This window comes from Citrobacter europaeus (assembly GCF_037482245.1).
Taxonomy (GTDB): Bacteria; Pseudomonadota; Gammaproteobacteria; order Enterobacterales; family Enterobacteriaceae; genus Citrobacter; species Citrobacter europaeus.
In genome coordinates this window covers 3,090,943-3,115,665 of the sequence record NZ_CP148084.1, presented here as the reverse complement: position 1 = coordinate 3,115,665, position 24,723 = coordinate 3,090,943, and the positions used below count along the sequence as shown (strand labels likewise).

Below are 24,723 nucleotides of genomic sequence, written 5' to 3'. Positions count from 1 at the left end.
TTAAACCAACAATTGTTGTCGCGCGTTTATATTGAAGTAAGAAATGTAGCGCAAAATGTGTGGATGTAAATTGGCGATGTTTGCTTTATGATGCCGCCGATTTCCATTTACTTCCAATTTGCAGGATACGTACACCATGCCAGTGTTACACAACCGCATTTCGAACGACGCCCTCAAAGCCAAAATGCTGGCCGAGACTGAGCCGCGCACGACGATCTCATTCTATAAATATTTCACTATTACCCACCCTCAGCACACGCGTGATGCACTGTACCAGATGTTCACCGCATTGAACGTCTTCGGGCGCGTCTATCTTGCTCATGAAGGAATCAACGCACAAATCAGCGTACCGCAAAGCAACGTCGAGACATTTCGCCAGCAGCTTTATGCGTTTGATCCCGCATTAAACGGATTGCGTCTGAATATCGCGCTGGATGATGACGGTAAATCGTTCTGGGTGCTGCGTATGAAAGTACGTGAACGCATCGTGGCGGATGGGATTGACGATCCGCAATTTGACGCCAGCAACGTGGGGGATTACCTGAAGGCGGCAGAAGTAAACGCCATGCTGGACGATCCTGACGCGGTATTCATTGATATGCGCAACCACTATGAATATGAAGTGGGCCATTTCGAGAATGCGCTGGAAATCCCGGCAGACACGTTCCGCGATCAGTTACCGAAAGCGGTTGAAATGATGCAGGCGCATAAAGATAAAAAAATCGTTATGTATTGCACGGGCGGGATCCGTTGTGAGAAAGCCAGCGCATGGATGAAACACAACGGATTTAGCAAAGTCTGGCACATCGAAGGCGGTATTATTGAATATGCCCGCAAGGCGCGTGAACAGGGACTTCCGGTGCGTTTTGTCGGTAAAAACTTCGTTTTTGACGAGCGTATGGGTGAAAGAATTTCTGAAGATGTCATTGCGCATTGCCATCAATGCGGAACGGCGTGCGACAGCCATACCAATTGCAAAAATGATGGCTGCCATCTGTTGTTTATCCAGTGCCCGGCCTGTGCGCAAAAATATAACGGCTGCTGTAGCGAGTTGTGCAGCGAAGAGAGTGAGTTGCCGGAAGAAGAGCAACGACGTCGTCGCGCTGGCCGCGAAAATGGCAACAAAATCTTTAATAAATCACGCGGTCGCCTGAATACCAAGCTGGGCATTCCGGATCCCACGCAATAAAATGATGCCGGCTGAGGGGTAAGACCTCATCCGGCAACTCATGTTTTACTTCTGCTGGACACCTTCCACTGAGATTATCAGATCCACTTCCTGTGACGCCGGACCGAGATCGGTGGTGATGTTGAAGTCCTTCAGTTTAATTTTCCCTTGTGCTTCAAAACCAGCGCGCGTACCGCCCCACGGATCGCCGCCCTGACCTATCAGCTTCGCGTCCAGCGTAACCGGCTTAGTGACGCCGTTCAGGGTCAGATTACCGGTGATATCCAGATCGTTCCCTTCTTTTTTCACGCTGGTGGAGCTAAACGTCGCCTGTGGGAATTTGGCCACGTTAAGGAAATCTGCGCTGCGCAGGTGCTTGTCGCGTTCAGCGTGATTGGTGTCAACGCTGTTGGTGTTGATGGTCACGTTGACCTTATCGGCTGCGGGATTTTTCTCATCAAAGGTAAATGTACCGTCGAAATCTTTAAAGGTGCCGTACAGCCAGCTGTAACCCAGATGCTGGATACGGAAATTAACAAAGGCATGCTGTCCTTCCTTGTCAATCTTGTAATCTGCCGCCACGGCCGAGCCAGCGGTGAATAACAAAGCGGCGAGTGTCAGTCCAGGCAGGTTTTTTTTCATTTTAAGCTCCATTGTCAGATGACGATTTTCCCAACATGCGATTGAGGGTATCGTCGTGATCGATAAAGTGATGTTTCAGGGCCATCAGTCCGTGCAGAAGCGATAAAACCACCACGGACCATGCAAGCCACAGGTGCAGGCTACCTGCGAGGTCGGCCTGAGCGCCCGCATTGGCAAGGGTCGCTGGGATGTCAAACCAACCAAATACGCTTATCGCTTTGCCATCAGCGGTGGAAATCAAATATCCACTGATGACAATAGAAAAGAGCAATGTGTATAGCGCGAGGTGACCCACTGCCGCAGCGATGCGGGTTAAACGGGAATAATTTGCCAGCGCAGGAGGTGGAGGGGAGAGCAATCGCCAGACGACGCGGATGACTAATCCCATCATAAGCAGAACGCCGATGTTTTTATGCAGTTCAGGGGCCTGGTGATACCAGCCGTCGTAGTAGCTGAGCGTGACCATCCATAAACCCAGCGCGAACATGCCATATACAACAATCGCAGTCAGCCAGTGTAATACGGCAGACACTATGCCATAGCGTTGTGGACTATTATTGAATTGCATAAGCACACCGTTAGATATTTCAGAAGTGAATGAAAATGGCGCGGAAAAGACATTAATGCAACTAATAAATAACAATGGCGCTGATATTTATTGTTAACTCAAAATAATTGATTGACTTGTGAAGTTATCATCAGGCATTTAGAGAGGAATGCGAGTATCAAGGCCTGCTTTCGGGGTTTGTAGGTTTTTTTCTTATTCAATTTAATGCAATGAAAATTCAACTAACATCAGTTTATGTCAATTAATGTCAGCGTAATGAGATCAAAAAAACATAATATATATAACATCCATAATTGCCAGTAGCGACCATAAAATAATGTAGAGCATAAAATGCTCGCGAATATTATTAACCAGATAGTGAAAGATGCGGCGCATCGATGTTATTCCTGTCATTAAAAATGGCCTCACCAACGAGGCCATCATTTATTATCGCTTAAAACGGCTTAGCCTGAAGGGGGTCAGGTCAAAGTCAGACTGTTTGTCCTGGGCGAAGTTTGCCGCAATCTCTCCCAGCACGGAGGCAAACTTAAAGCCATGTCCGCTCAACCCGGTTATGATTAGCGTGTTGTCATGCTCCGGCAGAGTATCAATAATAAAGTCTTCATCCGGTGAGTTATCATAGGTGCAGGACGCACCGTGCAGACAGCAACCAACGCCTGGCAGAATTGTGCGCAGGAATGGGAAGGCTTCAGATCCATCGCTGGCAACAGCGGCAAACGGCTTACGCTCTTCTGTAGAATGAATTACCTGTCCACCATTGTGCTTGCCAATTTTTAGCTCATCGTTTTCTGCCGGGAAACCGTAATACTGATCGCCATTTGGCAGCTCTCCGGTGAAGGCAGGGAAGTTATTCTTGACGCTGTAACGTCCATCGGCCTGATACCATGCGAACACCTTGCGCACGGGCTGTATAGGGAGTTCAGGAACTAATGCCTGCACCCAGGTACCGGCGCTGATCACCACTTTTCGCGCGTGATAGTCACCGTCGGCGGTTTCTACCGTGACGCCATCATCACCGTGACGAATTGCGCTGACCGGGCATTTAAATAGCTGCGCGCAGCCTGCTTCTTCCGCCAGACGGATCCAGGTTTTAATCGCTAACTCACTGCGTAAAAAACCTGACTCGGCTTCAAACAGGCCGATATAGTTTTCAGGTACGCGAATCTCCGGCCAGCGCGCCATGATGGCTGCAGCATCCAGTTGTTCAACGTTGAGTTGCCACTGTTTTGCGCTTTGTGCCGCGGTCGCTAAGAAGGTTGAATCTGCCGGGCCGAGGTTGATTACACCAGAGCGAACAAAAATCGGTTCTTCATTTTGGGTGGACAGTTCATCCCACAATGCCTGCGCCCGCAGTACCAGAGGAACGTATTTTTCGCCTTCGCCATAAGCATGACGAATTAATCGAGTGTCGCCGTGGTGGCTGCCCTGCTGATGCGGGGGCATATGCGCATCGATCATCAGAACCTTCAGACCGGCGCGAGTGGCATAGTATCCGGCTGCGGCGCCTACCGAACCGCTGCCAATAATGATTAAGTCGTATTTCATCCGCTTCTCTCTGCAATCGCGATAGTAGCAGGGTAAATAACTGACCCGGAATATTCAACCTGGAAATAAGAAAGGCACCGATAAGGTGCCTTTTGATGGTTGGAGGTATCAGATTTAATGTCGCTGATACTCATTTACCTGGTAATCGCCGGATTCAATTTTGGCGATTCCTGCTTCTAATATCGAAATAAATTGCCTGGCAACATCAGTGGTTAACCAGAGCGTTTGCCCAACTTCAGTCCCATCCGGATCTGGACGATTCGGGGTCTGGTAATGCAAACGCAGCATCAGCGCATCGTAGCTATCAACGGTGCTGATGTCCCATCCTACAAGCGGATGAGTCTGAATGACTTCATTATTCTTTTCCATCATGCCCCCTAATTCGTGTTACTAGACAACGGTTTTCGAGGTTCAATGCGTTTTTTTCTGAAGCAACTTCAGTATATCAATAAATAAGGGTATTCATTGGAAATTTAAAGAGGGGAGCGCATAAATTTTTTGTTTTCAGCGTTATCTGAGTAAGAAACCAACATGTTATTCATTTTTTTTTAGCATGTTGCACAATTATTTTGGTGTTGTGGTTAAAAGATAACCAGGGATTGATTATTAAAATATAAGTTCGCCAGCAGGAATGCGCTATTGATTTAAAGATGGCGTGTATAAAAAAGCCGGGGCGACCCGGCAAACAAACATCACTGCATATCATTATTTATTCATTGATGAACCAGTCATCCGCGCTTTCCCACGTCTCCTGGAGGATCTCGCTGATACGTTCTTTGTCTTCTTTGCTCGCACCAATAACCGACAGATTGTTTGCGCCAGCATAACGCACGGATACGTTACCTTCGTTATCCGGAAAATGGTGCTGAATACGGCGGGAGAGTTCACCTGCCAGCGCGTCAATTGCGCCGGCGGGTAGTGGTGAAGTTTTAGCAATAGTGACTTCAATACGCATAGTAGCCCCCTGTGGAATATACTGTTTATTTATACAGTTAATCACCTCAGTTGGCTACACTTATTTTAATTTTTTACTGACCAGCGTACCGTTTCGCCACCCAGGAAAGGCACCAGCGTATCATCGTCCAGTGCAATGCTCTCCGGGACCTGATGCTCCACGCGCTCCAGCTCAATAAAGGTCTCATTCACTGGCAAACCATAGAACCGTGGGCCATTGAGTGAGCTGAAGGCTTCGAAATGCGCCAACGCATTCATCTCTTCAAACACGGTGGCATAGCTGCCCAGCGCGGTCGGCGCATTAAAGCAGCCCGCACAGCCACAGCTAGACTCCTTACGATGACGCGCATGCGGCGCAGAGTCGGTACCAAGGAAGGCGCGGTTAAACCCGCTGGCAACCAGCTCTCGCAGCGCCTGTTGATGGACGTTACGTTTGAGGATCGGCAGGCAGTACAGGTGAGGGCGAATCCCACCGACCAGCATGTGGTTGCGGTTAAACATCAGGTGCTGTGGCGTAATGGTCGCAGCCAAAAGCTCGTTACCGTCGCGCACGTAGTCGGCAGCATCTTTAGTCGTAATATGCTCGAACACCACCTTCAGCGCAGTTAAACGCTGACGCAGTGGTTCCATCACCGTTTCAATAAAGCGTGCTTCACGATCGAAAATATCAATATCCGCATGCGTCACTTCTCCGTGCACCAGCAGCGGCATACCCAATTTTTCCATCCTTTCCAGTACCGGCATGATGGCGTCAATCGAGGTTACGCCATGCGTCGAGTTGGTGGTGGCATTGGCCGGATAGAGTTTTGCAGCGGTGAAAACGCCTTCGTTAAATCCATGTTCCAGTTCGTTGGGATCCAGCGTATCCGTTAAGTAGCAGGTCATTAATGGCGTGAAGTCGTGTCCGGCAGGTACTGCATCAAGAATTCGCTGGCGATAAGCGATAGCCGCGTCAACCGTGGTGACGGGCGGAGCCAGATTCGGCATGACAATGGCGCGGCCATACACTTCACTGGTATAGGGCACGACAGTTTTTAACATGTCGCCATCGCGAAAGTGAAGATGCCAGTCGTCTGGGCGGCGGATCTTTAAAACCTGGGATGGTGCAGTCATCAATATGCTCCGGCTGAGGATAGTCTTTTTTGCCGGAAACAAAGGATAAGCGGAAACGTTTTCGTTTGCACGAAAAAAAGCGCGCTGTCTGTAAGCGTCACCAGCAGTATCACACTGCCAACGCGCCAAATGTTTAATCGTTAATTAAGACTTAATTTTTTTATTTCAGTGTGTAATTATATATATTGATATAATTAATCATAAAACAAATGATTTTTATTAATCTATTTTATTTCTGGATGTTTGAATAAAAATGTTATGGCACAGGAGGTGCAATGAAGATTTTTCGTCCGCTATGGACAAAAGGGATCCTCCTTTCTCCCCAGTATTTTCAACAGCAAACGTTGCTTAATTCCCGTGATGACCAGGGTATAGCCCAAATGAGCGTTATGCATCCGTGGGGGGTATGGCGTGCAGAATTTGATTCACAAGTACTGACACAAGGGCAACTGAAACCCCTTTGCCTGAACTTACGATTTCAGGACGGTACTCAGATAGATACTGAGCAGATGGATGCCCTACCTCCAACGTTAACGTTGACGGGGGAGACAAACGAAGCCACAGTGCTGTTGGCCCTTCCTCAGTTTTATTCGAATGACCGTAATTGCCTGCAACCGGAAGACATTGCTGAATATCCGGTGCGTTACCGCCAGGTGTGGCGCGATGTACGCAACCAGTTTGATGATGACATAAAGCCGATGGCGGTGATGCAACATGAACTCACGCTACGGCTTTCAACTCAGGATAATGCCAATTACCTCACCTGCCCGGTGGCTCGGATATTAAAAGACGTACAGGGTAACTATGTCCTTGATGGGACGTTCATCCCTCCGCTGCTGGCGATGCACGGTAATCACGGGTTGTGCGACAAGACAGAGGTTTTATTGACGCAACTGCGTGCTCGCATTATCCGTTTGAGGGTGATACGCCGAATAACCTAACGACTGAAACCTCATTAAGTTTTCAAACATTTCTCACTCGCGTGACCCGAGTCCGCCTGAAGCTGCTCCAGGTCACTCATTCAGCCGATCCGCAGGTCATGATGCAGCAACTGGCACAGACGGTGTTTCAGGGCAAAAATATTGATCTTACCGATACGCGGGAATATGGCAGTTTGTTAGCAGCGGGGTTAGGAGAGGAGTGGAGTGGTTTTGGTGAGGCGCTTTTTGTGCAACCCTTGACGCAGGCATGGGAGCAGGTCCTGCAACCATCGGCTGCGGGAATAAATGAGAGCTGGCAACGTACGGTTGTTTCTGACTGGCAGGAAGCAACAGATGGCCGATATCCGGTGAGTGAGGGGCGCAGTGATATTCCACTGCCGGTTCTGGCTGAGTTTATTCGACGTGATTCCGGAAAGATCGACCAATTTCTTCATGAGAATCTCGCGGGCCTAATGCACCGTGAGGGGCGTCGCTGGGAAGTAGACGAAATGAATACCCAGGGATTAATTATTAATCCGGAATTTATCCAAGCCGTTAACCGTCTTGGTGAGGTTCGCGACGCCTTATTTGCTGATGGTAGTCAGGGGATGCGTTTTGAGCTGCGCGCGCGCCCAGTACCGGACGTTGTGGAAACGATACTTTCCATTGACGGACAGCGACTGCACTACTTTAACCAGATGGAAAGCTGGCAGAGTTTCCGTTGGCCGGGAGAAAGCCAGAGACCCGGCGCCATGCTGACCTGGACAACCACGCAGGGAGGGGCAAATCTTTACGGGGACTATCCGGGAGAATTAGGCTTAATTCGTTGGCTGGAACAAGGACGAGCGGAGAAACGTGATGATGGAATGTGGCAACTCACCCTCAGTGTGCCAGACGGTAAAAAACTGTGTTGGTTAATGCGCACTGGGCCAGGCGGTGGGCCGCTGGCATTATTAAAATTGCGAGGTTTTGTCCTGCCGAAGGATATTTTTTTGGTGAGTCGCCAACGAAATTCAGACGCCGGAATAAACTAGCCCAGCCTTCAGATGCTCAAATACGTTCCTGACGAATGTGTCCCTCTTATGTCACTTCAACGCAACTCGAAATCTATCGGTATATAAAAATAATATGCTGACGATAAAGAGCAGTAAGGAGAATATATGGCTGGATGTTATTTGGTTGTAGGCGATAAAACCACCTGTGGAGGGGTAATTATTGAAGGTGATCCCACGCATACTATTATGGGGATACCTGTAGCAAGAGAATTTGACCGGGTTACCTGTGGGCGTTTTATTGGCATATTCAGCATTGTTGGCGGAATTGTGCCCGATACTATCAACGGTCGAATGCCTGCCGGCTCGCAGGAAAGTCAAAGTACCTGTCCATGTCAGTCTTTGTTTATTCCTTCCATGATAACTGACACCTACACTATTTAATAAATGAGTATTCCATGGATGATTTAACCCTGCGTTACTTTGACGCCGAAATGCGCTACCTGCGCGAAGCGGGCGAGGAGTTTGCCCGCGCCCATCCTGACCGGGCGGCGATGTTGAATCTGGATCGCCCTGGTGCTCGCGATCCTTATGTCGAGCGGTTGTTTGAAGGCTTCGCTTTTCTTATGGGGCGGCTGCGGGAAAAACTGGATGACGACCTACCGGAACTGACCGAAGGGTTGGTGAGTTTACTATGGCCGCATTATCTGCGGACGATCCCTTCGTTAGCGATTGTGGAGTTGACGCCACAATGGCGCGAGATGAAAGAGCGGATGGTTGTAGAGAAAGGATTTGAGGTGCTCTCTGGCCCGGTAGGTGATAAGCGCACCCGCTGTCGTTACACCACTACTCGGGATGTCACATTGCTGCCGTTGTTGCTGGAGATGGCGCGACTGGACACCGATCCGGACGGACGTTCCGTGATCAAACTGCGTTTTTCCTGCAGTGAGCTGGCCGACTGGCAGCAGGTAGATCTGAGTCGACTTGCATTTTATCTCAATGCCGATGCGCCGCTGGCCTGTGCATTACATGAAGCGTTGTCGCTAAATGTGGCGACTATACGTTTGCGATTGCCAGGACAGACAGATGATCAAGCGCTGGAAGCCTGGTTCACGCCAGGGGGATTTGGCAATGAGGATAACCTCTGGCCGAAGGATAGCGGTGCGTTTGGCGGTTATCAGCTGTTGTTGGAGTACTTCACTTTTCGGGAAAAATTTATGGCGCTGGCGCTCTGCGGACTTGAACAGGTTGTTCTCCCGCAAAGGCTCCCCTGGTTCGAACTTGATGTCGTTTTGAAACGCCGCTGGGATTATGACTTCACCTTCAGTGAAAAACATATCCGCCTGCACTGTGTGCCAGTGATAAACCTTTTTCCTCTGGAGTCTGACCCGCTGACCCCTGATGCCTTGCAGACCGAATATTTGTTACGTCCGATGCGTATTCAGGATGGCCACACTGAAATTTACTCTGTAGATTCCGTTATTTCGTCAAAGCACTCCGGGCATCAGGTTTTTGTGCCATTCACCAGTTTTCGCCACAAAGGGGGAATGTTACGCCATGACGCACCAGAATATTATTATCACACCCGAGTAAAACGTGGCCCTTCCGGTCTACATGATACCTGGCTAATCCTCGGTGGTGAGGCTTTTGATAACTACAGCGTACCTGAAGGCGAAAGCCTGTCATTAAGTCTTACCGGTACGAACGGTCAACTACCTCGTCGGGTATTACGCAGTACGTTGCTCGACACCGTTGTAAAGTCTACCGCGGCGAATGTCCGAGTCCGTAATCTGACGGCGCCAACGCTTCCCTGTTATCCACCAAACCGTGACCGTTTTCACTGGCGTGTATTAAGCCATCTGGGGAGCAGTTTTCTGTGGATGATGGATAACCCGGAAGTATTGCGTGGAACTCTGGCGCTTTATGACTGGACGGACGATGAAATGAATCGACGCCGTCTGGCCGCTATTGTTGACGTTAAGCACAGCGAAACGGAGCGTTTCGAGCGCGGGCATCTGCTACGCGGTGTGCAGATAGAGGTCACCCTTGATAGCAATGGTTTTGCCGGCCGCGGAGACATCTGCCTGTTTGGTGAAATGCTCAATCACTTTTTTGCACTCTATACCGACATCCACCTGTTTAATCGGTTGATTCTGATCTTACAACCTACGGGGGAGCAGCTAGCATGGGACGAAAATCCGCGCAACCCAGGGATGCGCTAACATCACGTCTGAAAGAAGATATTAGTCGTATTAATTTTTATCGATTTTGCCAGCTTCTGGAAAACCACGGCGCTCACCGACTGGGGGAAAGTGATAACCCGCATGATGATATGGTGCGTTTTCGTCCCCATCCTGGTGTAGGGTTTCCCGCTAGCGAACTGAAAGCTATTGAGTGCGATCCTGAGCATCCGGATGCCCCTCTTACGGTCCGCTCAACCTTCATGGGGCTTTACGGTGTGGATTCACCGCTGCCGACAACATACATAGATGACATCACGCAAAGGCGCGATGGTCACGAGGTACTGGAAACCTTCCTCGATATTTTCAACCATCGTATTTTGACGCAGTTTTACCGCATCTGGCGAAAATACAGTTACCCAGCCACTTTTGAAGCGGGGGGGCGCGATAGTACTTCGCGCTGCTTATTGGGACTCATTGGCTTAGGGATCGCCGGTACACAGGAGCATATTGCCACACCGTCATCGCGTTTCCTCGCCCTGTTGGGGATTATGCGCCAGCCCGGGAGAACGGCAGAAGGTATTGCCCGGTTGGTCAACTTACTGGCGCCGAACACGCGTACTGACGTCATAGCACACGATCTGCGTACGGTGGCGATTCGACAACCTGCAGGACTGTTTGATGAACAACCATTAAGGCTGGATGGCCATACGATACTGGGGGATGAGGCAACCGATGCAGCCAGTCAGTTATTAATTTCACTCGTGACTGATGATGCAACAGAAACGGAGGGCTGGTTACCCGATGGGGGGCTTTTGACCGACTTGCTGGTATTACTGCGTGTTTATCTGGGGTGGCGCTATCGGGCGCGGATTATGTTGACTCTTCCCACCCGTCTGCTTCCTGAGCCTGTGCTGGGTGAGTCACCTGTGCGACTGGGTCTTACCTGTGTTAATGGTCTGCAAAAAGGAGACAGGGACTTACCGGACGACTTCACGGTAGAACTTGAACATTACCGTGGTCTGACACCCGCTATGATAAATAAGGACATAAAGCGTGTTCATTACCGTTTTTAAAATGAAAAATATTCTTCCCGTACTGGCATTAATACTCAGTGGCTGCGGCTTCTTTCAGTCAGTAAGTGACGGTACCCGCTCCGCTGCAAGCTCTCTTTTTTATAAACAGATTAAGATATTACATCTTGATATCTCTGGCCGGGCCGCGCTCAATACTGACAGCCGCGAGCAAAACAGCGCGCCACAGTCGGTTATAGTGCGTATTTACCAGTTAAAAGATGAGAAGCGTTTTAATCAGACTCAGTACGAACAACTGGTCGGTTACGGGGCTAACCTGTTAAAAGAGGATTTACTGGCTGAGCAATTTGTGGTGGTTAAGCCCAATAGCGCCGTGACGCTGGATATGCCGATGGAAGAGGGAACACAATTTGTGGCGATTGTGGCTCTGTTTCGCGATCCTGATATGGCCAAGGGCAACTGGCGGTTGGTGGTCAAACGCAACGATCTTGACCCCGATGAGGCACGTAAAATCGTGCTTGATGGCCATAGTATGACGATGCTGCCAGAGGAAAAGTAATCCCTTATAGAAAAGGGCGCATCGGCGCCCTCTGTTTTATTAGTCAGTGAACGGGATGATGATTTCGCCCGGTTTCACCTCAATACCTTTCGCCAGTTTTTTCGCCAGCGCTTCACCCTGGCTACTGTCATCCTGCAGAATATACGCTGGCTGCTGATTGAAATAGTTTCGCAGCGACTGATTCAAATAAGGCATCAGCGTTTGCAGCACCGACTGCATTTTTTCCGGTGTGACGGTGGCATCCACAACTTCCATCTCTTGCAGATAAATCGCGCCTTTTTCTTTATTGAAGACCGGTAAGGCTTTGAGTTTCAGCTTCATGGTCGCTTTTTGAGTGCCAAACAGCGAGTTCATGTCCAGGTTGGCATCACCGGTCAGCGTCACTTTATTGGGTTCTTCACGGCCTATCTGGCTGGCGAGATTGTTTAGTACGATATGCGCTTCAGCGACGCCAGGCAATCCGATATCTTTAGAAAAGTTATTATGTTTCGCCAGGGCCTGATTAATCTCTTGCTCGCTAACCGTGTATTGCGTGAGTTGATTACAACCAACCAACAGGCCGCTGACAATGAGCGCAGCGGCAAAAAGAAGCTTTTTCATGGGGTTCCTCAACATGATGCTTGTGGTGTAATCGTGACACAAAGCATCATCGAGTACCAGCGCCGCGGCTACCAGCAGAAAAAACTGAAAAATGCGCGTACGCCGGATTGGCTATCAGGCGTCAGGCTCCAGCATACCCCTCGTTGGGCGTTTGAGGCTGAATTGCCAGCCCAGCGCCAGGAAAGTGATGAAGCCGATGATACCGAGCATCATCCAGGGCAGTTCAGGCTGCGCCAGGGCTTTACCCATGTCAAACAGCCAGCCGCCGCCGACATAACCAATTGCACCACCGATAGCGAGCCCCAGTCGACTGAATCCCATATAGCTTCCTCGGGCACGTGCATTCGCCAGCGAGGCGCTCAGGGTTTCACGCGCCGGTTCGGCGATGATCGAGCCAATATAGAAGGTGCAGATCAGGGTAAACAACTGCTGCAAATTCCCGACCAGACCGATGGGCATCATGCTCAGAGACATCACCAGCAGCCCGGCCATCAGGCGATGCTCAAGGCGAAAGCGTTTTTCACTCCAGCGGGCAATCGGGTAGAGCAACGTTAAAGAGAGGCACGCCTCGATGGCGTACATCCATTTTACAGCAGCCGGTGAGCCAGCGATGTCGTTCACCATGATTGGCAGCATCAGCATCACCTGCACTGCCAGCATGTAATAGCCTGCCAGCGTCAGCACATAGGTGACAAAGCGCTTGTCATGCATGACATGGCTCATCCCTTCGCGCACCGGTATTTTTACCGTCGACAGCTTCCATGCCGGGAGCAGCCAGGCGTTAAACGCCGCGCACAGAACGAATAAAATTGCGCCGGTGGCACATACCAGACGAAAATCGTATTGCAATAACCAACTGCCGAGCAACGCGCCGACCACGGCCCCGGCGCTATCCTGCATCATCAGAATAGAGAAAAAACGCCCGCGCTTTTCCGGGCGGATCAGTTTGACCACCAGCGCCGAGCGGGGAGGGTCGAACAGCGTACCGCCCAGCCCGGAAAGAAAGCAGGAAAACCACAGCAGCCACGGCTCATGGGCAATGCCCATGGTAGCAAATCCGGCAGCGCGCATCAGCATGCCGGTGACGATCATTGGTTTGGCGCCGAAACGGTCCGCAATAGCGCCGCCGAAAATACCCAACCCCTGCTGGATAAATTGACGTAATCCAAGTGCGATACCGACCATCACGGCAGCCCAGCCCATTTGGTCGACGAAACGAATTGAGATCAGCGGGAAAACGACGAAGAAACCCAGCACGACCAGCATATTATCGATGAGAAGGAAGTATTTACCCAGGTTCCTTGCCTGCGAGACTTGCGACATTTCCCCTCCAGGGAAAAACTCGTCACTCTGGATAGAGTTTAAAAGATAAGCACCTCCTATTCTGCGGTGTCGTCATCGCTTTTCCCACCCTTCGCGGGACAATATTTTTTTATCAAAAGTCCGTCTTGATAGAGAGTTTTCATCAAAATGTGTGAATAATTCAAAAAATGGCATTTTGCTCTTTTCACAGGGTGTATTCGCACAGGTATAGTAATGCGAATAGCGTATTGAAGACGTTACGGGAAGGAGTAGGTATAGAATGTTTGGCTATCGCAGTAACGTGCCAAAAGTGCGCTTAACCACGGACCGCCTGGTCGTGCGTTTGGTGCATGAGCGTGATGCCTGGCGTCTGGCAGATTATTACGCAGAAAATCGTCATTTCTTAAAACCCTGGGAACCCATTCGCGATGAAAGCCACTGTTATCCGTCCGGCTGGCAGGCGCGTCTGAGTATGATCTCTGAGTTTCATAAACAAGGCACCGCTTATTACTTTGCGCTGCTTGATCCGGAAGAAAAAGAAATTATCGGCGTTGCTAACTTCTCGAACGTGGTGCGGGGATCCTTCCACGCCTGCTATCTCGGTTACTCCATTGCGCAGAAGTGGCAGGGACAGGGGCTGATGTATGAAGCCTTAACGTCGGCCATCCGTTATATGCAGCGTACGCAGCACATTCACCGCATTATGGCTAACTACATGCCACATAATAAACGCAGCGGTGACCTGCTGGCGCGACTGGGTTTTGAAAAAGAAGGATATGCTAAAGACTACCTGCTGATTGACGGGCAGTGGCGCGATCACGTGCTGACGGCGTTGACGACATCAGAATGGACCCCCGGCCGCTAAGTTTCAGATGCAGCCATGATTAATGGAGAAGACGATGAAATACGAATTAACCGCCACCGAAGCACGAGTGATTGGCTGTTTATTAGAAAAACAAGTGACTACGCCTGAACAGTATCCGCTCTCCGTAAACGGAGTGGTAACCGCCTGCAACCAAAAAACGAATCGTGAGCCGGTGATGAACCTGTCGGAATCGGAAGTACAGGATCAGCTTGATAACCTCGTGAAACGGCATTTCCTGCGCACGGTAAGCGGTTTCGGCAATCGCGTCACGAAATATGAGCAGCGGTTCTGCAATTCGGAGTTTGGCAATCTTAAACTCAGCGCGGGGGAAGTGGCGCTCATCACCACGCTGTTGCTGCGCGGCGCCCAAACGCCGGGTGAACTGCGTAGCCGCGCATCCCGTATGTACGAATTCAGTGACATGGCCGAAGTGGAGTCGACGCTGGAGAAGTTGGCGACCCGGGAAGATGGTCCTTATGTCATTCGCCTGGCGCGCGAGCCGGGCAAACGGGAAAGCCGTTATATGCACCTGTTTTGTGGTGACGTTGATGAAGCAATTGCCGCGGCAGATGAACCTCCGGTAGCAACGGGGGATCTGCAGGCGCGCGTTGAGGCACTGGAGTCAGAAGTTGCGGAGCTCAAGCAGCGGCTTGATTCCTTACTGGCGCATTTGGGAGACTAACGTGAATAAATTACGCATCGGCGTTGTCGGCCTCGGTGGGATTGCACAAAAGGCCTGGCTACCCGTGCTGGGCGCTAGTGCCGACTGGACGCTGCAAGGGGCATTTTCACCTTCGCGGGAAAAAGCGCTGCGTATCTGTGATACCTGGCGGATCCCCTACGTTGATTCTCTGGTGAATCTGGCGCAAACCTGCGATGCGGTTTTCGTTCATTCCAGTACCGCGACGCACTATGCGGTAGTAAGTGAACTGCTAAACGCCGGGGTGCATGTGTGTGTGGATAAACCGCTGGCGGAAAATTTGCGCGAGGCAGAGCAATTAGTGGAGCTGGCCGCGCGGAAAAAGCTGACGCTGATGGTCGGGTTTAACCGACGATTTGCGCCGCTTTATCAGGATCTCAAAGCTCAGTTGGCTAATGCGGCGTCTGTCCGTATGGATAAGCACCGTACGAACAGCGTCGGGCCGCACGATCTGCGCTTCACTCTGCTGGACGATTATCTGCACGTAGTCGATACCGCATTGTGGCTGGCGGGAGGAAAGGCGCAGTTAAACAACGGCACGCTGTTAACCAATGAATCCGGTGCGATGCTTTATGCGGAACACCATTTTTCTGCCGGTCAAATGCAGATAACGACCAGTATGCATCGCCGAGCTGGTAGTCAGCGTGAGTGTGTGCAGGCGGTGACGGACGGCGGCCTGATAGATGTAACTGATATGCGGGAATGGCAGGAAGAGCGTGGGCAAGGCGTGGTGCACAAACCGATAGCAGGCTGGCAAACCACTCTGGAACAGCGGGGTTTTGCCGGATGCGCACGTCATTTTATTGAGTGCGTGCAAAATCAGACGGTTCCCCAGACGGCAGGCGAGCAGGCGCTACTGGCCCAGCGCGTTGTCGAAACGCTGTGGCGGGAGGCGATGGCTGAATAACCCCCTGTAACATCTGGCGGTAGTAATTCATTGTAATCCAGGTACTATATGCCAACTCAAAAATAACACCTCTTTTCAACCATAGGCTGGTTTGTAGGCCTGGTAAGATGCTGCGGCGTCGCCATCAGGCACAGCAAAAGTGTCGGATGGCGGCGAGCATGCCTTATCTGACCTACGGGCAGGTTTGTCGGGGTTTTGCCTCAGAGTCTGGAATACAACATAGATGAATTTATTAAAGTCGCTGGCAGCCGTCAGCTCGATGACGATGTTTTCACGTGTGCTGGGTTTTGCGCGTGATGCAATTGTCGCCAGAATCTTTGGCGCAGGGATGGCGACAGATGCCTTTTTTGTGGCATTCAAACTTCCTAACCTGCTGCGCCGAATCTTTGCTGAGGGCGCTTTTTCGCAGGCGTTTGTGCCTATCCTGGCTGAGTACAAAAGTAAGCAAGGTGAAGATGCGACCCGCGTGTTTGTCGCTTACGTTTCCGGGCTGTTGACCCTGGCGCTGGCCGTGGTGACGGTCGCCGGGATGCTGGCTGCCCCGTGGGTGATTTTAGTAACCGCGCCTGGGTTTGCCGACACCGCCGACAAATTTGCGCTGACTACTCAACTGCTGCGCATAACCTTTCCGTATATTCTGCTGATCTCACTGGCTTCGCTGGTTGGTGCGATCCTTAACACCTGGAACCGCTTTTCTATTCCGGCGTTTGCGCCGACTTTTCTGAATATCAGCATGATCGGTTTCGCGCTGTTTGCAGCACCTTATTTTCATCCTCCGGTGCTGGCGCTGGCGTGGGCCGTTACGGTTGGCGGCGTGCTACAACTGATTTACCAGCTGCCGCATCTGAAAAAAATTGGCATGCTGGTGCTGCCGCGGGTGAACTTCCACGATGCGGGTGCGATGCGCGTCGTCAAGCAAATGGGCCCGGCGATCCTTGGGGTTTCCGTCAGCCAGATTTCACTGATCATCAATACGATTTTTGCCTCGTTTCTGGCCTCTGGCTCGGTTTCATGGATGTACTATGCCGACCGTCTGATGGAGTTTCCGTCCGGCGTACTTGGCGTAGCGCTGGGGACTATCCTGCTGCCATCGCTGTCCAAAAGCTTTTCCAGCGGGAATCATGATGAGTACTGCCGGCTGATGGACTGGGGGCTGCGTTTATGTTTTCTGCTGGCATTACCGAGTGCCGTAGCATTAGGGATTCTGGCCAAACCGTTGACGGTGTCTCTGTTCCAGTACGGGAAATTTACTGCCTTTGACGCCGCCATGACTCAACGCGCGCTGGTGGCGTACTCGGTCGGTTTGATTGGCTTGATCGTGGTGAAAGTGTTGGCCCCAGGTTTTTATTCGCGCCAGGATATTAAAACGCCGGTCAAGATTGCCATTGTCACGCTGATTATGACCCAGGTAATGAACCTGGCGTTTATCGGACCGCTGAAACATGCCGGGTTGTCGCTATCGATTGGTCTGGCGGCGTGTCTGAACGCTTCACTACTGTACTGGCAGTTGCGTAAGCAGAAAATCTTCACCCCGCAACCGGGCTGGGCCTGGTTCCTGACGCGACTGGTGATTTCTGTACTGGTGATGTCGGCGGCGCTGGTCGGGATGCTATACATTATGCCGGACTGGTCGCAGGGAACGATGTTGTGGCGCCTGCTGCGTCTGATGGCTGTCGTAGTGGTAGGTATTGCCGCTTACTTTGCCGCGCTCGCCGTTCTGGGCTTTAAAGTGAAAGAGTTTGTGCGCCGGACGGCGTAACAGATCAATGCCGGATGGCGGCTTAACGCCGTATCCGGCCTACAAAACGCGTAGGACTGATAAGCAAAGTGTTATCAGGCTTGCATCAGATAGAGAATTTTTTCCCGCCGCGGTGCGCAGCAGAGGTTTGACCGTTTGCGCCATACAGCGCCGGTTCCTGGTGCGGTTTCAGCACTTGTATTGCTTGTTGATTGCGCTCGATCTGTCCTTCCAGCAGCCAGCCATTGTGCTGATTGAGGTCGCGTAGGTGCTGTGTTTTCATGGTGATGGTTTGCCAACGCTCGGCAATTTCATCATTAGCGCTGCGCGTGGCATCATGCTCCAGACGGCGCTGCTGCTCCAGATAATCAAGGGTTGCCAGCAAAGAGCTTTTTTCTTCTGTAATACGCTGAAGCAGGCTGCCGTTGATATATCCTGCGGAAAGTTGCTGCTGTTCAGCATCCATTACCGTTTTCAGGTCATTGAGGACGGTCGTCATCTGGTCAAGTATTTCTGACAAACGAGTCATACTTTATTTACTCTGTAAGTAGCTCTGCGCCTCGCGGATCAGCGAGTCGGCAATTTTTCCAGTGTCCATCTTCAGCTCACCGTTACGGATCGCGGTTTTCAGTGCTTCGACGCGTTCCATATTGATGTCATTGGTGCCGGGCTGCATCAGTTTAGCCTGGGCGTCGCTCAGCATGACGCTGGTGCTGGTGGTGGCGGTGGTTTTTTCCTTCCGCGCTTTTTGTACCGGCGCATCGCTGGTTTCACGTGGCTGAACGGTACTTACTGGTTTCAATGGTGAGGTACGATCAATGCTCATTTTGTTTTTCCTCATCGAGGGGTTACGCTATAGCGGCCCGCTGTAATCATTGGTTGTTTATCTATCGGCACACGCTAAAAAATCTTTAACCTATTATAGGTTAATCAGAATATTCCCATCAGAATCGACGATGCCGCTCACCACCTGGCCTGAAACCATCCGCACTCGCGCATTCTGTGCAACGGCGGCATTGTTCAGCGCTTTGCCTTCGGCATTCACCCGAAAACCCTCTCCGTTGGCGATAACCAGTACGCGCTGACCGGCCTTGATCCGCCAGGCCTGGCGCAACATTGAAAGCTGTATCGGTTGACCTGGCACCAGATCGCGCAGGCTTACGGCATCCTGTACTTGACTCATATCCAGCACCGCGCGCGGTGGTAGTTGGTCCAGTCGACCTCGTTTTAACGTTACGCTGGCCTGAGTCAGGGCGCTACCCCGGGCTACGGGCGCGGCGGCTACCACGTAGTTTCCTGTGGCCTGCACGTTCACCTGCAGATAACGTTTTTCGTTGGCGCATCGCGCCAGCACGTTCACATTGCCCCACAGTTTTGCACTGCCGGACACGCTTAATGCGGGTTGCTCGCAGCTCGGCAGTAAGTTTGGTGACGTTCGGATAGTGACCATCACCTCATCGCTAAATCCGGCCAGACGCTGGGAGAACCATGCTGTTAGCTGAGAATTCAGGTCTTGCGCCAGCGTCATAGGGCTGAACAGCAGTGCTGCAACGACTATTCCACGTTTAAACGTTTGCATCAAAACCTCGTGCTTTTTCAGGTAGTGGCAGGATTTTACCTGTGTGACGCAGTCATCAACGCAACAAATAGCGACGCATTTTGCGTTTATTCCGGCGATAACGCGCGCGTAATGGGATTTAAGCTGTCGGCTGAATTTTGTCATTTGCGGAGGAGATATGCTCGATAAGCTCGACGCCGCCTTACGTTTTCAACAGGAAGCGCTGAATTTGCGCGCCCAACGCCAGGAAGTATTGGCGGCCAACATAGCCAATGCCGACACGCCGGGGTATCAGGCGCGTGACCTGGATTTCGCCAGTGAATTGAAAAAAGTCATGGTGCGAGGACGGGAAGAAACCGGCGGTGTCTCGTTGACGCTGACCTCTGCACAACACATTCCGGCCCAGTCCGTTTCCGCGCCTTCTACGGAGCTGCTCTACCGTATTCCTGACCAGCCGTCTCTCGATGGTAACACGGTGGATATGGACCGGGAGCGTACGCAATTTGCCGACAACAGCCTCAAATATCAAATGGGGCTAACCGCGCTGGGTGGACAAATCAAAGGCATGATGAACGTGCTGCAAGGAGGGAACTAATTCGTGGCGCTGTTAAATATTTTTGATATCGCAGGCTCTGCGCTGACGGCTCAGTCTAAGCGTCTGAACGTAGCTGCCAGCAACATGGCGAATGCGGATAGCGTCACCGGACCCGACGGTCAACCGTATCGTGCGAAGCAGGTTGTTTTTCAGGTTGATGCCGCGCCAGGCGCAGCAACCGGTGGCGTGAAAGTTGCTGATGTCATTGAAAGCCAGGCGCCGGATAAGCTGGTTTATGAACCGGGTAATCCGCTGGCCGATGCGAATGGTTACGTAAAAATGCCGAATGTGGACGTCGTCGGCGAAATGGTCAACACCATGTCAGCCTCGCGTAGCTACCAGGCAAACGTCGAAGTGCTCAACACCGTGAAAAGCTTGATGCTCAAAACGCTGACGCTAGGCCAGTAAAGGAGGCGCACATGTCTATTGCTGTAAAAATGAATGACCCAGGCACCACTGGCGTTAATGACGCCACGGGGAAGAATTCGCTGACGGGCAGCAACGCTGCTGATCTGCAAAGCAGCTTTCTGACGCTGCTGGTTGCACAGCTGAAAAACCAGGATCCAACTAACCCGCTGCAAAACAACGAACTGACCACCCAACTGGCGCAAATCAGTACCGTGAGCGGAATAGAAAAACTGAACACCACGTTGGGGTCGATCTCCGGACAGATCGACAACAGCCAGTCGCTGCAGGCCAGTACCCTGATTGGCCACGGCGTCATGATCCCGGGCACTACCATCCTGACCGGTAAAGGTACGGAAGAGGGCGCCAAAACCACCACCACGCCGTTTGGCGTTGAGCTGCAGCAACCAGCAGATAAGGTTACCGCAACCATTACCGATAAAGACGGCAAGGTGGTACGCACCATTGATATTGGCGGTTTGAAAGCGGGCGTTCATACCTTTACCTGGGACGGCACCATGACCGATGGCACGGATGCGCCAAGCGGTTCTTACAACGTGTCAATTGCTGCCAGTAATGGCGGGACGCAACTGGTGGCGCAGCCGCTTCAGTTTGCGCTGGTGCAGGGAGTTATTCGCAGTAACGGCGGTAATACGCTGGACCTGGGCACCTATGGAACCACCACCCTCGACGAAGTACGGCAGATCATTTAAGCCTTCACACTTATCAGGAGTAAGTCATGGCCTTTTCACAAGCGGTCAGCGGTCTGAACGCTGCAGCGACCAACCTCGATGTCATTGGTAACAACATCGCCAACTCCGCCACCTACGGTTTTAAGTCCGGTACGGCATCCTTTGCCGATATGTTTGCCGGTTCTAAAGTGGGTCTGGGCGTTAAAGTTGCGGGTATTACCCAGGACTTTACCGACGGCACTACGACCAACACCGGTCGCGGGCTGGATGTTGCTATTAGCCAGAACGGTTTTTTCCGCATGGTAGACAGCAACGGTTCCGTATTCTTTAGTCGTAATGGTCAGTTTAAGCTCGATGAAAACCGAACGCTGGTTAACATGCAGGGGCTGCAATTAACGGGATACCCGGCTGCCGGTACGCCGCCAACTATTCAGCAGGGCGCAAATCCAGGCCCAATCACTATCCCGAATACGCTGATGGGGGGAAAATCCACCGAAACGGCGACGATGCAGATCAACCTGAACTCATCAGCAAAAGTTCCGACGAATAAGTTTTCGCCGTCTGATGCTGACAGCTATAACAAACGTGCGCCGCTGACGGTATTTGACAGCCAGGGAAACCAGCACGACGTTAACCTTTATTACGTTAAAACCGGTGATAACACCTGGGATATCTGGACTCAGGATTCCAGCGTAGCAAACTCGCCGCTGGTGAAATCAAGCCAGATGACCTTCGACACCAATGGCTCTCTGGAGGCCGTTAAAGGTTATACCGAAGTGAAGCCGACGCCTCCTGCGACTGAATCAACCTGGACGCTGGGCGCGGCAAATGCAACACCTTCGTTTTCGATCACTACCGGCACGATAAACGGCGCAGTCCCTGCGACATTCACTCTTAGCCTGCAGAACTCTATGCAGCAAAACACGGGTACAAACAGTGTGATTGCCGCTACGCAGAATGGCTACAAGCCGGGCGATTTGGTTAGCTACCAGATTAATAATGACGGTACCGTGGTTGGTAACTACTCCAACGAGCAAACGCAGGTTTTAGGACAGATCGTGCTGGCAAACTTCGCCAACAACGAAGGTCTGGCTTCTCAGGGCGACAACGTCTGGGCTGCGACTCAGGCTTCCGGCGTGGCGTTGTTGGGTACGGCAGGCTCAGGTAACTTCGGCAAGCTGACCAACGGCGCGCTGGAAGCGTCAAACGTGGATTTGAGTAAAGAACTGGTGAATATGATTGTCGCTCAGCGTAACTATCAGTCGAACGCGCAGACCATCAAAACCCAGGATCAGATCCTCAACACGCTGGTCAACCTGCGCTAAGCGCCTGACGGGATGGCTTAATGGATCACGCAATTTATACCGCCATGGGCGCGGCCAGTCAGACGCTGAATCAACAGGCGGTGACGGCCAGCAACCTGGCAAACGCTTCAACGCCGGGTTTTCGTGCGCAGCTCAATGCCCTGCGTGCGGTTCCCGTTGAGGGATTGTCTTTACCGACGCGTACGCTGGTGGTGGCCTCCACGCCGGGGGCCGATATGACGCCGGGTCAGATGGACTATACCTCGCGTCCACTGGACGTGGCGCTGCAACAGGATGGCTGGTTAGCTGTGCAGACCGCGGACGGTAGCGAAGGATATACCCGAAATGGCGCCATTCAGGTAAGCCCTACGGGTGAACTGACTATTCAGGGTCACCCGGTGATTGGCGAAGCCGGACCAATAGCCGTACCGGAAGGTTCAGAAGTCACCATTGCGGCAGACGGTACGATCTCGGCGCTTAATCCTGGCGATCCGGCCAATACGGTCGCGCCAGTCGGGCGACTGAAGCTGGTGAAGGCGACGGGGAGTGAAGTACAACGTGGTGATGACGGCATGTTCCGTCTGACTCAGGCCGCGCAGGCTACTCGTGGTGCGACGTTACAGGCCGACCCCAGCATTCGCGTCATGTCGGGCGTGCTGGAAGGCAGTAACGTCAAACCGGTTGCTGCGATGAGTGACATGATCGCCAACGCCCGCCGCTTTGAAATGCAAATGAAGATTATCAGTAGCGTGGATGATAACGCGGGCCGCGCCAACCAACTGCTGTCGATGAGTTAACACAGGACATTTTATGATCAGTTCATTATGGATCGCCAAAACCGGCCTGGATGCGCAGCAAACCAACATGGATGTGATTGCCAACAACCTGGCAAACGTCAGCACCAACGGATTTAAACGCCAGCGTGCGGTGTTTGAAGATCTGTTGTACCAGACGATTCGCCAGCCTGGCGCCCAGTCTTCTGAACAAACCACACTGCCGTCTGGCTTGCAGATAGGTACCGGTGTGCGTCCGGTCGCGACCGAGCGTTTACACAGCCAGGGGAACCTGTCGCAGACCAACAACAGTAAAGATGTGGCGATTAAAGGGCAGGGATTTTTCCAGGTTATGCTGCCTGATGGCACGTCTGCTTATACCCGTGACGGTTCATTCCAAGTGGATCAGAACGGTCAGTTGGTGACGGCGGGTGGTTTTCAGGTTCAGCCAGCCATCACCATTCCGGCTAACTCGCTCAGTATCACCATTGGCCGCGACGGTATTGTCAGCGTGACCCAGCAGGGCCAGGCTGCGCCGGTTCAGGTAGGCCAGCTTAACCTGACAACCTTCATGAACGATACCGGTCTGGAAAGTATTGGTGAGAATCTGTACACCGAAACGCAGTCATCCGGTGCGCCGAATGAGAGCACGCCGGGTCTGAACGGCGCGGGTCTGCTGTACCAGGGCTATGTTGAAACCTCTAACGTCAACGTGGCGGAAGAGCTGGTAAACATGATCCAGGTTCAGCGCGCTTACGAAATCAACAGTAAAGCGGTGTCGACCACCGATCAGATGCTGCAAAAACTGACGCAACTCTAAAGTGTGGTCCGGTGGGGTGAAAGCCTCACCGGCACACTGATTTTGAAGATGACCGCAATGCGAAAATACGCGCTTCACCCATACCCAATTTTAGCCCTGCTGGTGGTTTCACTGACAGGATGCGCCTGGATCCCGTCCACACCCCTCGTGCAGGGCGCGACGTCTGCCCAGCCTGTTCCCGGTCCGACGCCGGTGGCGAATGGCTCAATCTTCCAGTCGGCGCAGCCGATTAACTACGGTTATCAGCCGCTATTCGAAGACCGCCGTCCACGCAATATTGGCGATACGTTAACCATCGTATTGCAGGAAAACGTCAGCGCGAGCAAAAGTTCTTCGGCTAACGCCAGCCGTGACGGCAAGACTAACTTTGGTTTTGATACCGTCCCGCGCTATCTGCAAGGTCTGTTCGGTAACGAACGTGCTGACGTAGAAGCGTCAGGGGGTAACTCCTTTAACGGTAAAGGCGGCGCGAACGCCAGCAATACCTTCAGCGGTACGCTGACCGTAACGGTCGATCAGGTACTGGTGAATGGCAACTTACATGTCGTGGGTGAAAAACAGATTGCCATTAATCAGGGCACTGAATTCATTCGCTTCTCCGGGGTCGTTAACCCGCGCACCATCAGTGGCAGCAACTCCGTACCGTCAACTCAGGTTGCGGACGCGCGGATTGAGTATGTCGGCAACGGCTACATCAATGAAGCGCAGAATATGGGCTGGTTGCAGCGTTTCTTCCTTAACTTGTCGCCGATGTAAGCGAGGTACCCAGTGTTTAAATCTTTAGTTGGA

Annotated in this window: 29 protein-coding genes and 1 pseudogene; 18 read left to right on the top strand and 12 right to left on the bottom strand. The window is 51.9% G+C overall.

The window, feature by feature from the left end; translation table 11 throughout:
• The first annotated feature begins 136 nt into the window (after positions 1 to 136).
• Positions 137 to 1,189, top strand: a complete 1,053-nt coding sequence (locus WHR59_RS14775) for a rhodanese-related sulfurtransferase (protein ID WP_043015887.1) — start codon at positions 137 to 139, stop codon at positions 1,187 to 1,189.
• A 45-nt stretch (positions 1,190 to 1,234) separates the two neighbouring features.
• On the opposite strand, the gene WHR59_RS14770 is transcribed toward WHR59_RS14775, so the two are convergent.
• The 7 genes from WHR59_RS14770 to pyrC all read right to left on the bottom strand — a co-directional run bounded on the left by WHR59_RS14770 (position 1,235) and on the right by pyrC (position 5,990).
• The gene (locus tag WHR59_RS14770) at positions 1,235 to 1,810 is read right to left on the bottom strand and encodes a YceI family protein (RefSeq protein ID WP_043015888.1); all 576 of its coding nucleotides are present in this window, start codon (positions 1,808 to 1,810) and stop codon (positions 1,235 to 1,237) included.
• Between the two features lies 1 nt (position 1,811).
• The gene (locus WHR59_RS14765; RefSeq protein WP_338843218.1) at positions 1,812 to 2,378 is read right to left on the bottom strand and encodes a cytochrome b; all 567 of its coding nucleotides are present in this window, start codon (positions 2,376 to 2,378) and stop codon (positions 1,812 to 1,814) included.
• A 261-nt stretch (positions 2,379 to 2,639) separates the two neighbouring features.
• Positions 2,640 to 2,753 carry a YceO family protein gene (locus WHR59_RS14760; protein WP_003846814.1) on the bottom strand — a complete coding sequence of 38 codons (114 nt, stop codon included), beginning with the start codon at positions 2,751 to 2,753 and terminating at the stop codon, positions 2,640 to 2,642.
• Positions 2,754 to 2,804: 51 nt separating this feature from the next.
• Positions 2,805 to 3,923 carry an N-methyl-L-tryptophan oxidase gene (solA, locus tag WHR59_RS14755; RefSeq protein WP_338843217.1) on the bottom strand — a complete coding sequence of 373 codons (1,119 nt, stop codon included), beginning with the start codon at positions 3,921 to 3,923 and terminating at the stop codon, positions 2,805 to 2,807.
• Positions 3,924 to 4,037: 114 nt separating this feature from the next.
• Complete coding sequence (gene bssS, locus WHR59_RS14750; protein ID WP_003036154.1) at positions 4,038 to 4,292, bottom strand: biofilm formation regulator BssS; 255 nt, start codon at positions 4,290 to 4,292, stop codon at positions 4,038 to 4,040.
• Positions 4,293 to 4,632: 340 nt separating this feature from the next.
• Positions 4,633 to 4,878 carry a DNA damage-inducible protein I gene (gene dinI / locus WHR59_RS14745; protein WP_043015891.1) on the bottom strand — a complete coding sequence of 82 codons (246 nt, stop codon included), beginning with the start codon at positions 4,876 to 4,878 and terminating at the stop codon, positions 4,633 to 4,635.
• Between the two features lie 65 nt (positions 4,879 to 4,943).
• Positions 4,944 to 5,990, bottom strand: a complete 1,047-nt coding sequence (pyrC, locus tag WHR59_RS14740) for a dihydroorotase (protein ID WP_100194191.1) — start codon at positions 5,988 to 5,990, stop codon at positions 4,944 to 4,946.
• 275 nt (positions 5,991 to 6,265) lie between these two features.
• Between pyrC and tssK the strand changes: the two genes are divergently transcribed.
• From tssK to tssJ, 6 genes and pseudogenes are all read left to right on the top strand, one after another.
• On the top strand, positions 6,266 to 6,931 hold the full coding sequence (gene tssK, locus WHR59_RS14735; protein ID WP_338843214.1) for a type VI secretion system baseplate subunit TssK: 666 nt from the start codon (positions 6,266 to 6,268) through the stop codon (positions 6,929 to 6,931).
• 41 nt (positions 6,932 to 6,972) lie between these two features.
• On the top strand, positions 6,973 to 7,944 hold the full coding sequence (locus WHR59_RS14730; protein ID WP_338843213.1) for a type VI secretion IcmF C-terminal domain-containing protein: 972 nt from the start codon (positions 6,973 to 6,975) through the stop codon (positions 7,942 to 7,944).
• Positions 7,945 to 8,070: 126 nt separating this feature from the next.
• Positions 8,071 to 8,337, top strand: a pseudogene (locus WHR59_RS14725) (PAAR domain-containing protein); the annotation flags it as partial.
• A gap of 23 nt (positions 8,338 to 8,360) precedes the next feature.
• Positions 8,361 to 10,124, top strand: coding sequence for a type VI secretion system baseplate subunit TssF (gene tssF / locus WHR59_RS14720; protein ID WP_338843212.1), 1,764 nt, complete (start codon positions 8,361 to 8,363; stop codon positions 10,122 to 10,124).
• Positions 10,088 to 11,158 carry a type VI secretion system baseplate subunit TssG gene (gene tssG, locus WHR59_RS14715; protein WP_043015903.1) on the top strand — a complete coding sequence of 357 codons (1,071 nt, stop codon included), beginning with the start codon at positions 10,088 to 10,090 and terminating at the stop codon, positions 11,156 to 11,158. Before tssF ends, tssG begins: the two co-directional genes overlap by 37 nt.
• A 1-nt stretch (position 11,159) precedes the next feature.
• The gene (gene tssJ / locus WHR59_RS14710; protein ID WP_181634733.1) at positions 11,160 to 11,675 is read left to right on the top strand and encodes a type VI secretion system lipoprotein TssJ; all 516 of its coding nucleotides are present in this window, start codon (positions 11,160 to 11,162) and stop codon (positions 11,673 to 11,675) included.
• A 39-nt stretch (positions 11,676 to 11,714) separates the two neighbouring features.
• Here tssJ and WHR59_RS14705 read toward each other — a convergent pair whose 3' ends face one another.
• Positions 11,715 to 12,275 (bottom strand): lipoprotein, encoded by a 561-nt coding sequence (locus WHR59_RS14705; RefSeq protein ID WP_043015904.1) that lies wholly within the window; start codon positions 12,273 to 12,275, stop codon positions 11,715 to 11,717.
• 114 nt (positions 12,276 to 12,389) lie between these two features.
• Complete coding sequence (mdtH, locus tag WHR59_RS14700; protein ID WP_003036166.1) at positions 12,390 to 13,598, bottom strand: multidrug efflux MFS transporter MdtH; 1,209 nt, start codon at positions 13,596 to 13,598, stop codon at positions 12,390 to 12,392.
• 259 nt (positions 13,599 to 13,857) lie between these two features.
• On the opposite strand from mdtH, the gene rimJ reads away from it, so the two are divergent.
• The 4 genes from rimJ to murJ all read left to right on the top strand — a co-directional run bounded on the left by rimJ (position 13,858) and on the right by murJ (position 17,808).
• The gene (gene rimJ / locus WHR59_RS14695; RefSeq protein ID WP_006685101.1) at positions 13,858 to 14,442 is read left to right on the top strand and encodes a ribosomal protein S5-alanine N-acetyltransferase; all 585 of its coding nucleotides are present in this window, start codon (positions 13,858 to 13,860) and stop codon (positions 14,440 to 14,442) included.
• A 34-nt stretch (positions 14,443 to 14,476) separates the two neighbouring features.
• Positions 14,477 to 15,124, top strand: a complete 648-nt coding sequence (locus WHR59_RS14690; protein ID WP_043015906.1) for a YceH family protein — start codon at positions 14,477 to 14,479, stop codon at positions 15,122 to 15,124.
• A gap of 1 nt (position 15,125) precedes the next feature.
• A complete protein-coding gene (locus tag WHR59_RS14685) occupies positions 15,126 to 16,049 on the top strand; it encodes a Gfo/Idh/MocA family protein (protein WP_087052663.1) in 924 nt (307 codons plus the stop codon).
• Between the two features lie 223 nt (positions 16,050 to 16,272).
• Complete coding sequence (gene murJ, locus WHR59_RS14680; protein WP_200007293.1) at positions 16,273 to 17,808, top strand: murein biosynthesis integral membrane protein MurJ; 1,536 nt, start codon at positions 16,273 to 16,275, stop codon at positions 17,806 to 17,808.
• Between the two features lie 85 nt (positions 17,809 to 17,893).
• On the opposite strand, the gene flgN is transcribed toward murJ, so the two are convergent.
• From flgN to flgA, 3 genes are all read right to left on the bottom strand, one after another.
• Positions 17,894 to 18,316, bottom strand: a complete 423-nt coding sequence (gene flgN / locus WHR59_RS14675) for a flagella biosynthesis chaperone FlgN (RefSeq protein ID WP_043015909.1) — start codon at positions 18,314 to 18,316, stop codon at positions 17,894 to 17,896.
• 3 nt (positions 18,317 to 18,319) lie between these two features.
• A complete protein-coding gene (gene flgM, locus WHR59_RS14670) occupies positions 18,320 to 18,613 on the bottom strand; it encodes a flagellar biosynthesis anti-sigma factor FlgM (protein ID WP_003832153.1) in 294 nt (97 codons plus the stop codon).
• 93 nt (positions 18,614 to 18,706) lie between these two features.
• Positions 18,707 to 19,366 carry a flagellar basal body P-ring formation chaperone FlgA gene (flgA, locus tag WHR59_RS14665; protein WP_043017885.1) on the bottom strand — a complete coding sequence of 220 codons (660 nt, stop codon included), beginning with the start codon at positions 19,364 to 19,366 and terminating at the stop codon, positions 18,707 to 18,709.
• A gap of 157 nt (positions 19,367 to 19,523) precedes the next feature.
• Here flgA and flgB point away from each other — a divergent pair, with 157 nt between their 5' ends.
• From flgB to flgH, 7 genes are read left to right on the top strand one after another with little or no spacing between them, the layout of a single operon-like run.
• Positions 19,524 to 19,940 carry a flagellar basal body rod protein FlgB gene (flgB, locus tag WHR59_RS14660; RefSeq protein ID WP_338843206.1) on the top strand — a complete coding sequence of 139 codons (417 nt, stop codon included), beginning with the start codon at positions 19,524 to 19,526 and terminating at the stop codon, positions 19,938 to 19,940.
• Positions 19,941 to 19,943: 3 nt separating this feature from the next.
• On the top strand, positions 19,944 to 20,348 hold the full coding sequence (gene flgC / locus WHR59_RS14655) for a flagellar basal body rod protein FlgC (protein WP_006685091.1): 405 nt from the start codon (positions 19,944 to 19,946) through the stop codon (positions 20,346 to 20,348).
• 11 nt (positions 20,349 to 20,359) lie between these two features.
• Positions 20,360 to 21,058, top strand: coding sequence for a flagellar hook assembly protein FlgD (flgD, locus tag WHR59_RS14650; RefSeq protein WP_043015910.1), 699 nt, complete (start codon positions 20,360 to 20,362; stop codon positions 21,056 to 21,058).
• Between the two features lie 26 nt (positions 21,059 to 21,084).
• The gene (gene flgE / locus WHR59_RS14645; protein ID WP_043015911.1) at positions 21,085 to 22,362 is read left to right on the top strand and encodes a flagellar hook protein FlgE; all 1,278 of its coding nucleotides are present in this window, start codon (positions 21,085 to 21,087) and stop codon (positions 22,360 to 22,362) included.
• A 20-nt stretch (positions 22,363 to 22,382) separates the two neighbouring features.
• The gene (locus tag WHR59_RS14640; RefSeq protein WP_016156188.1) at positions 22,383 to 23,138 is read left to right on the top strand and encodes a flagellar basal body rod protein FlgF; all 756 of its coding nucleotides are present in this window, start codon (positions 22,383 to 22,385) and stop codon (positions 23,136 to 23,138) included.
• Between the two features lie 13 nt (positions 23,139 to 23,151).
• Positions 23,152 to 23,934 (top strand): flagellar basal-body rod protein FlgG, encoded by a 783-nt coding sequence (gene flgG / locus WHR59_RS14635; protein WP_003036202.1) that lies wholly within the window; start codon positions 23,152 to 23,154, stop codon positions 23,932 to 23,934.
• Between the two features lie 57 nt (positions 23,935 to 23,991).
• Complete coding sequence (gene flgH, locus WHR59_RS14630) at positions 23,992 to 24,690, top strand: flagellar basal body L-ring protein FlgH (RefSeq protein WP_043015912.1); 699 nt, start codon at positions 23,992 to 23,994, stop codon at positions 24,688 to 24,690.
• Positions 24,691 to 24,723: the final 33 nt, after the last annotated feature.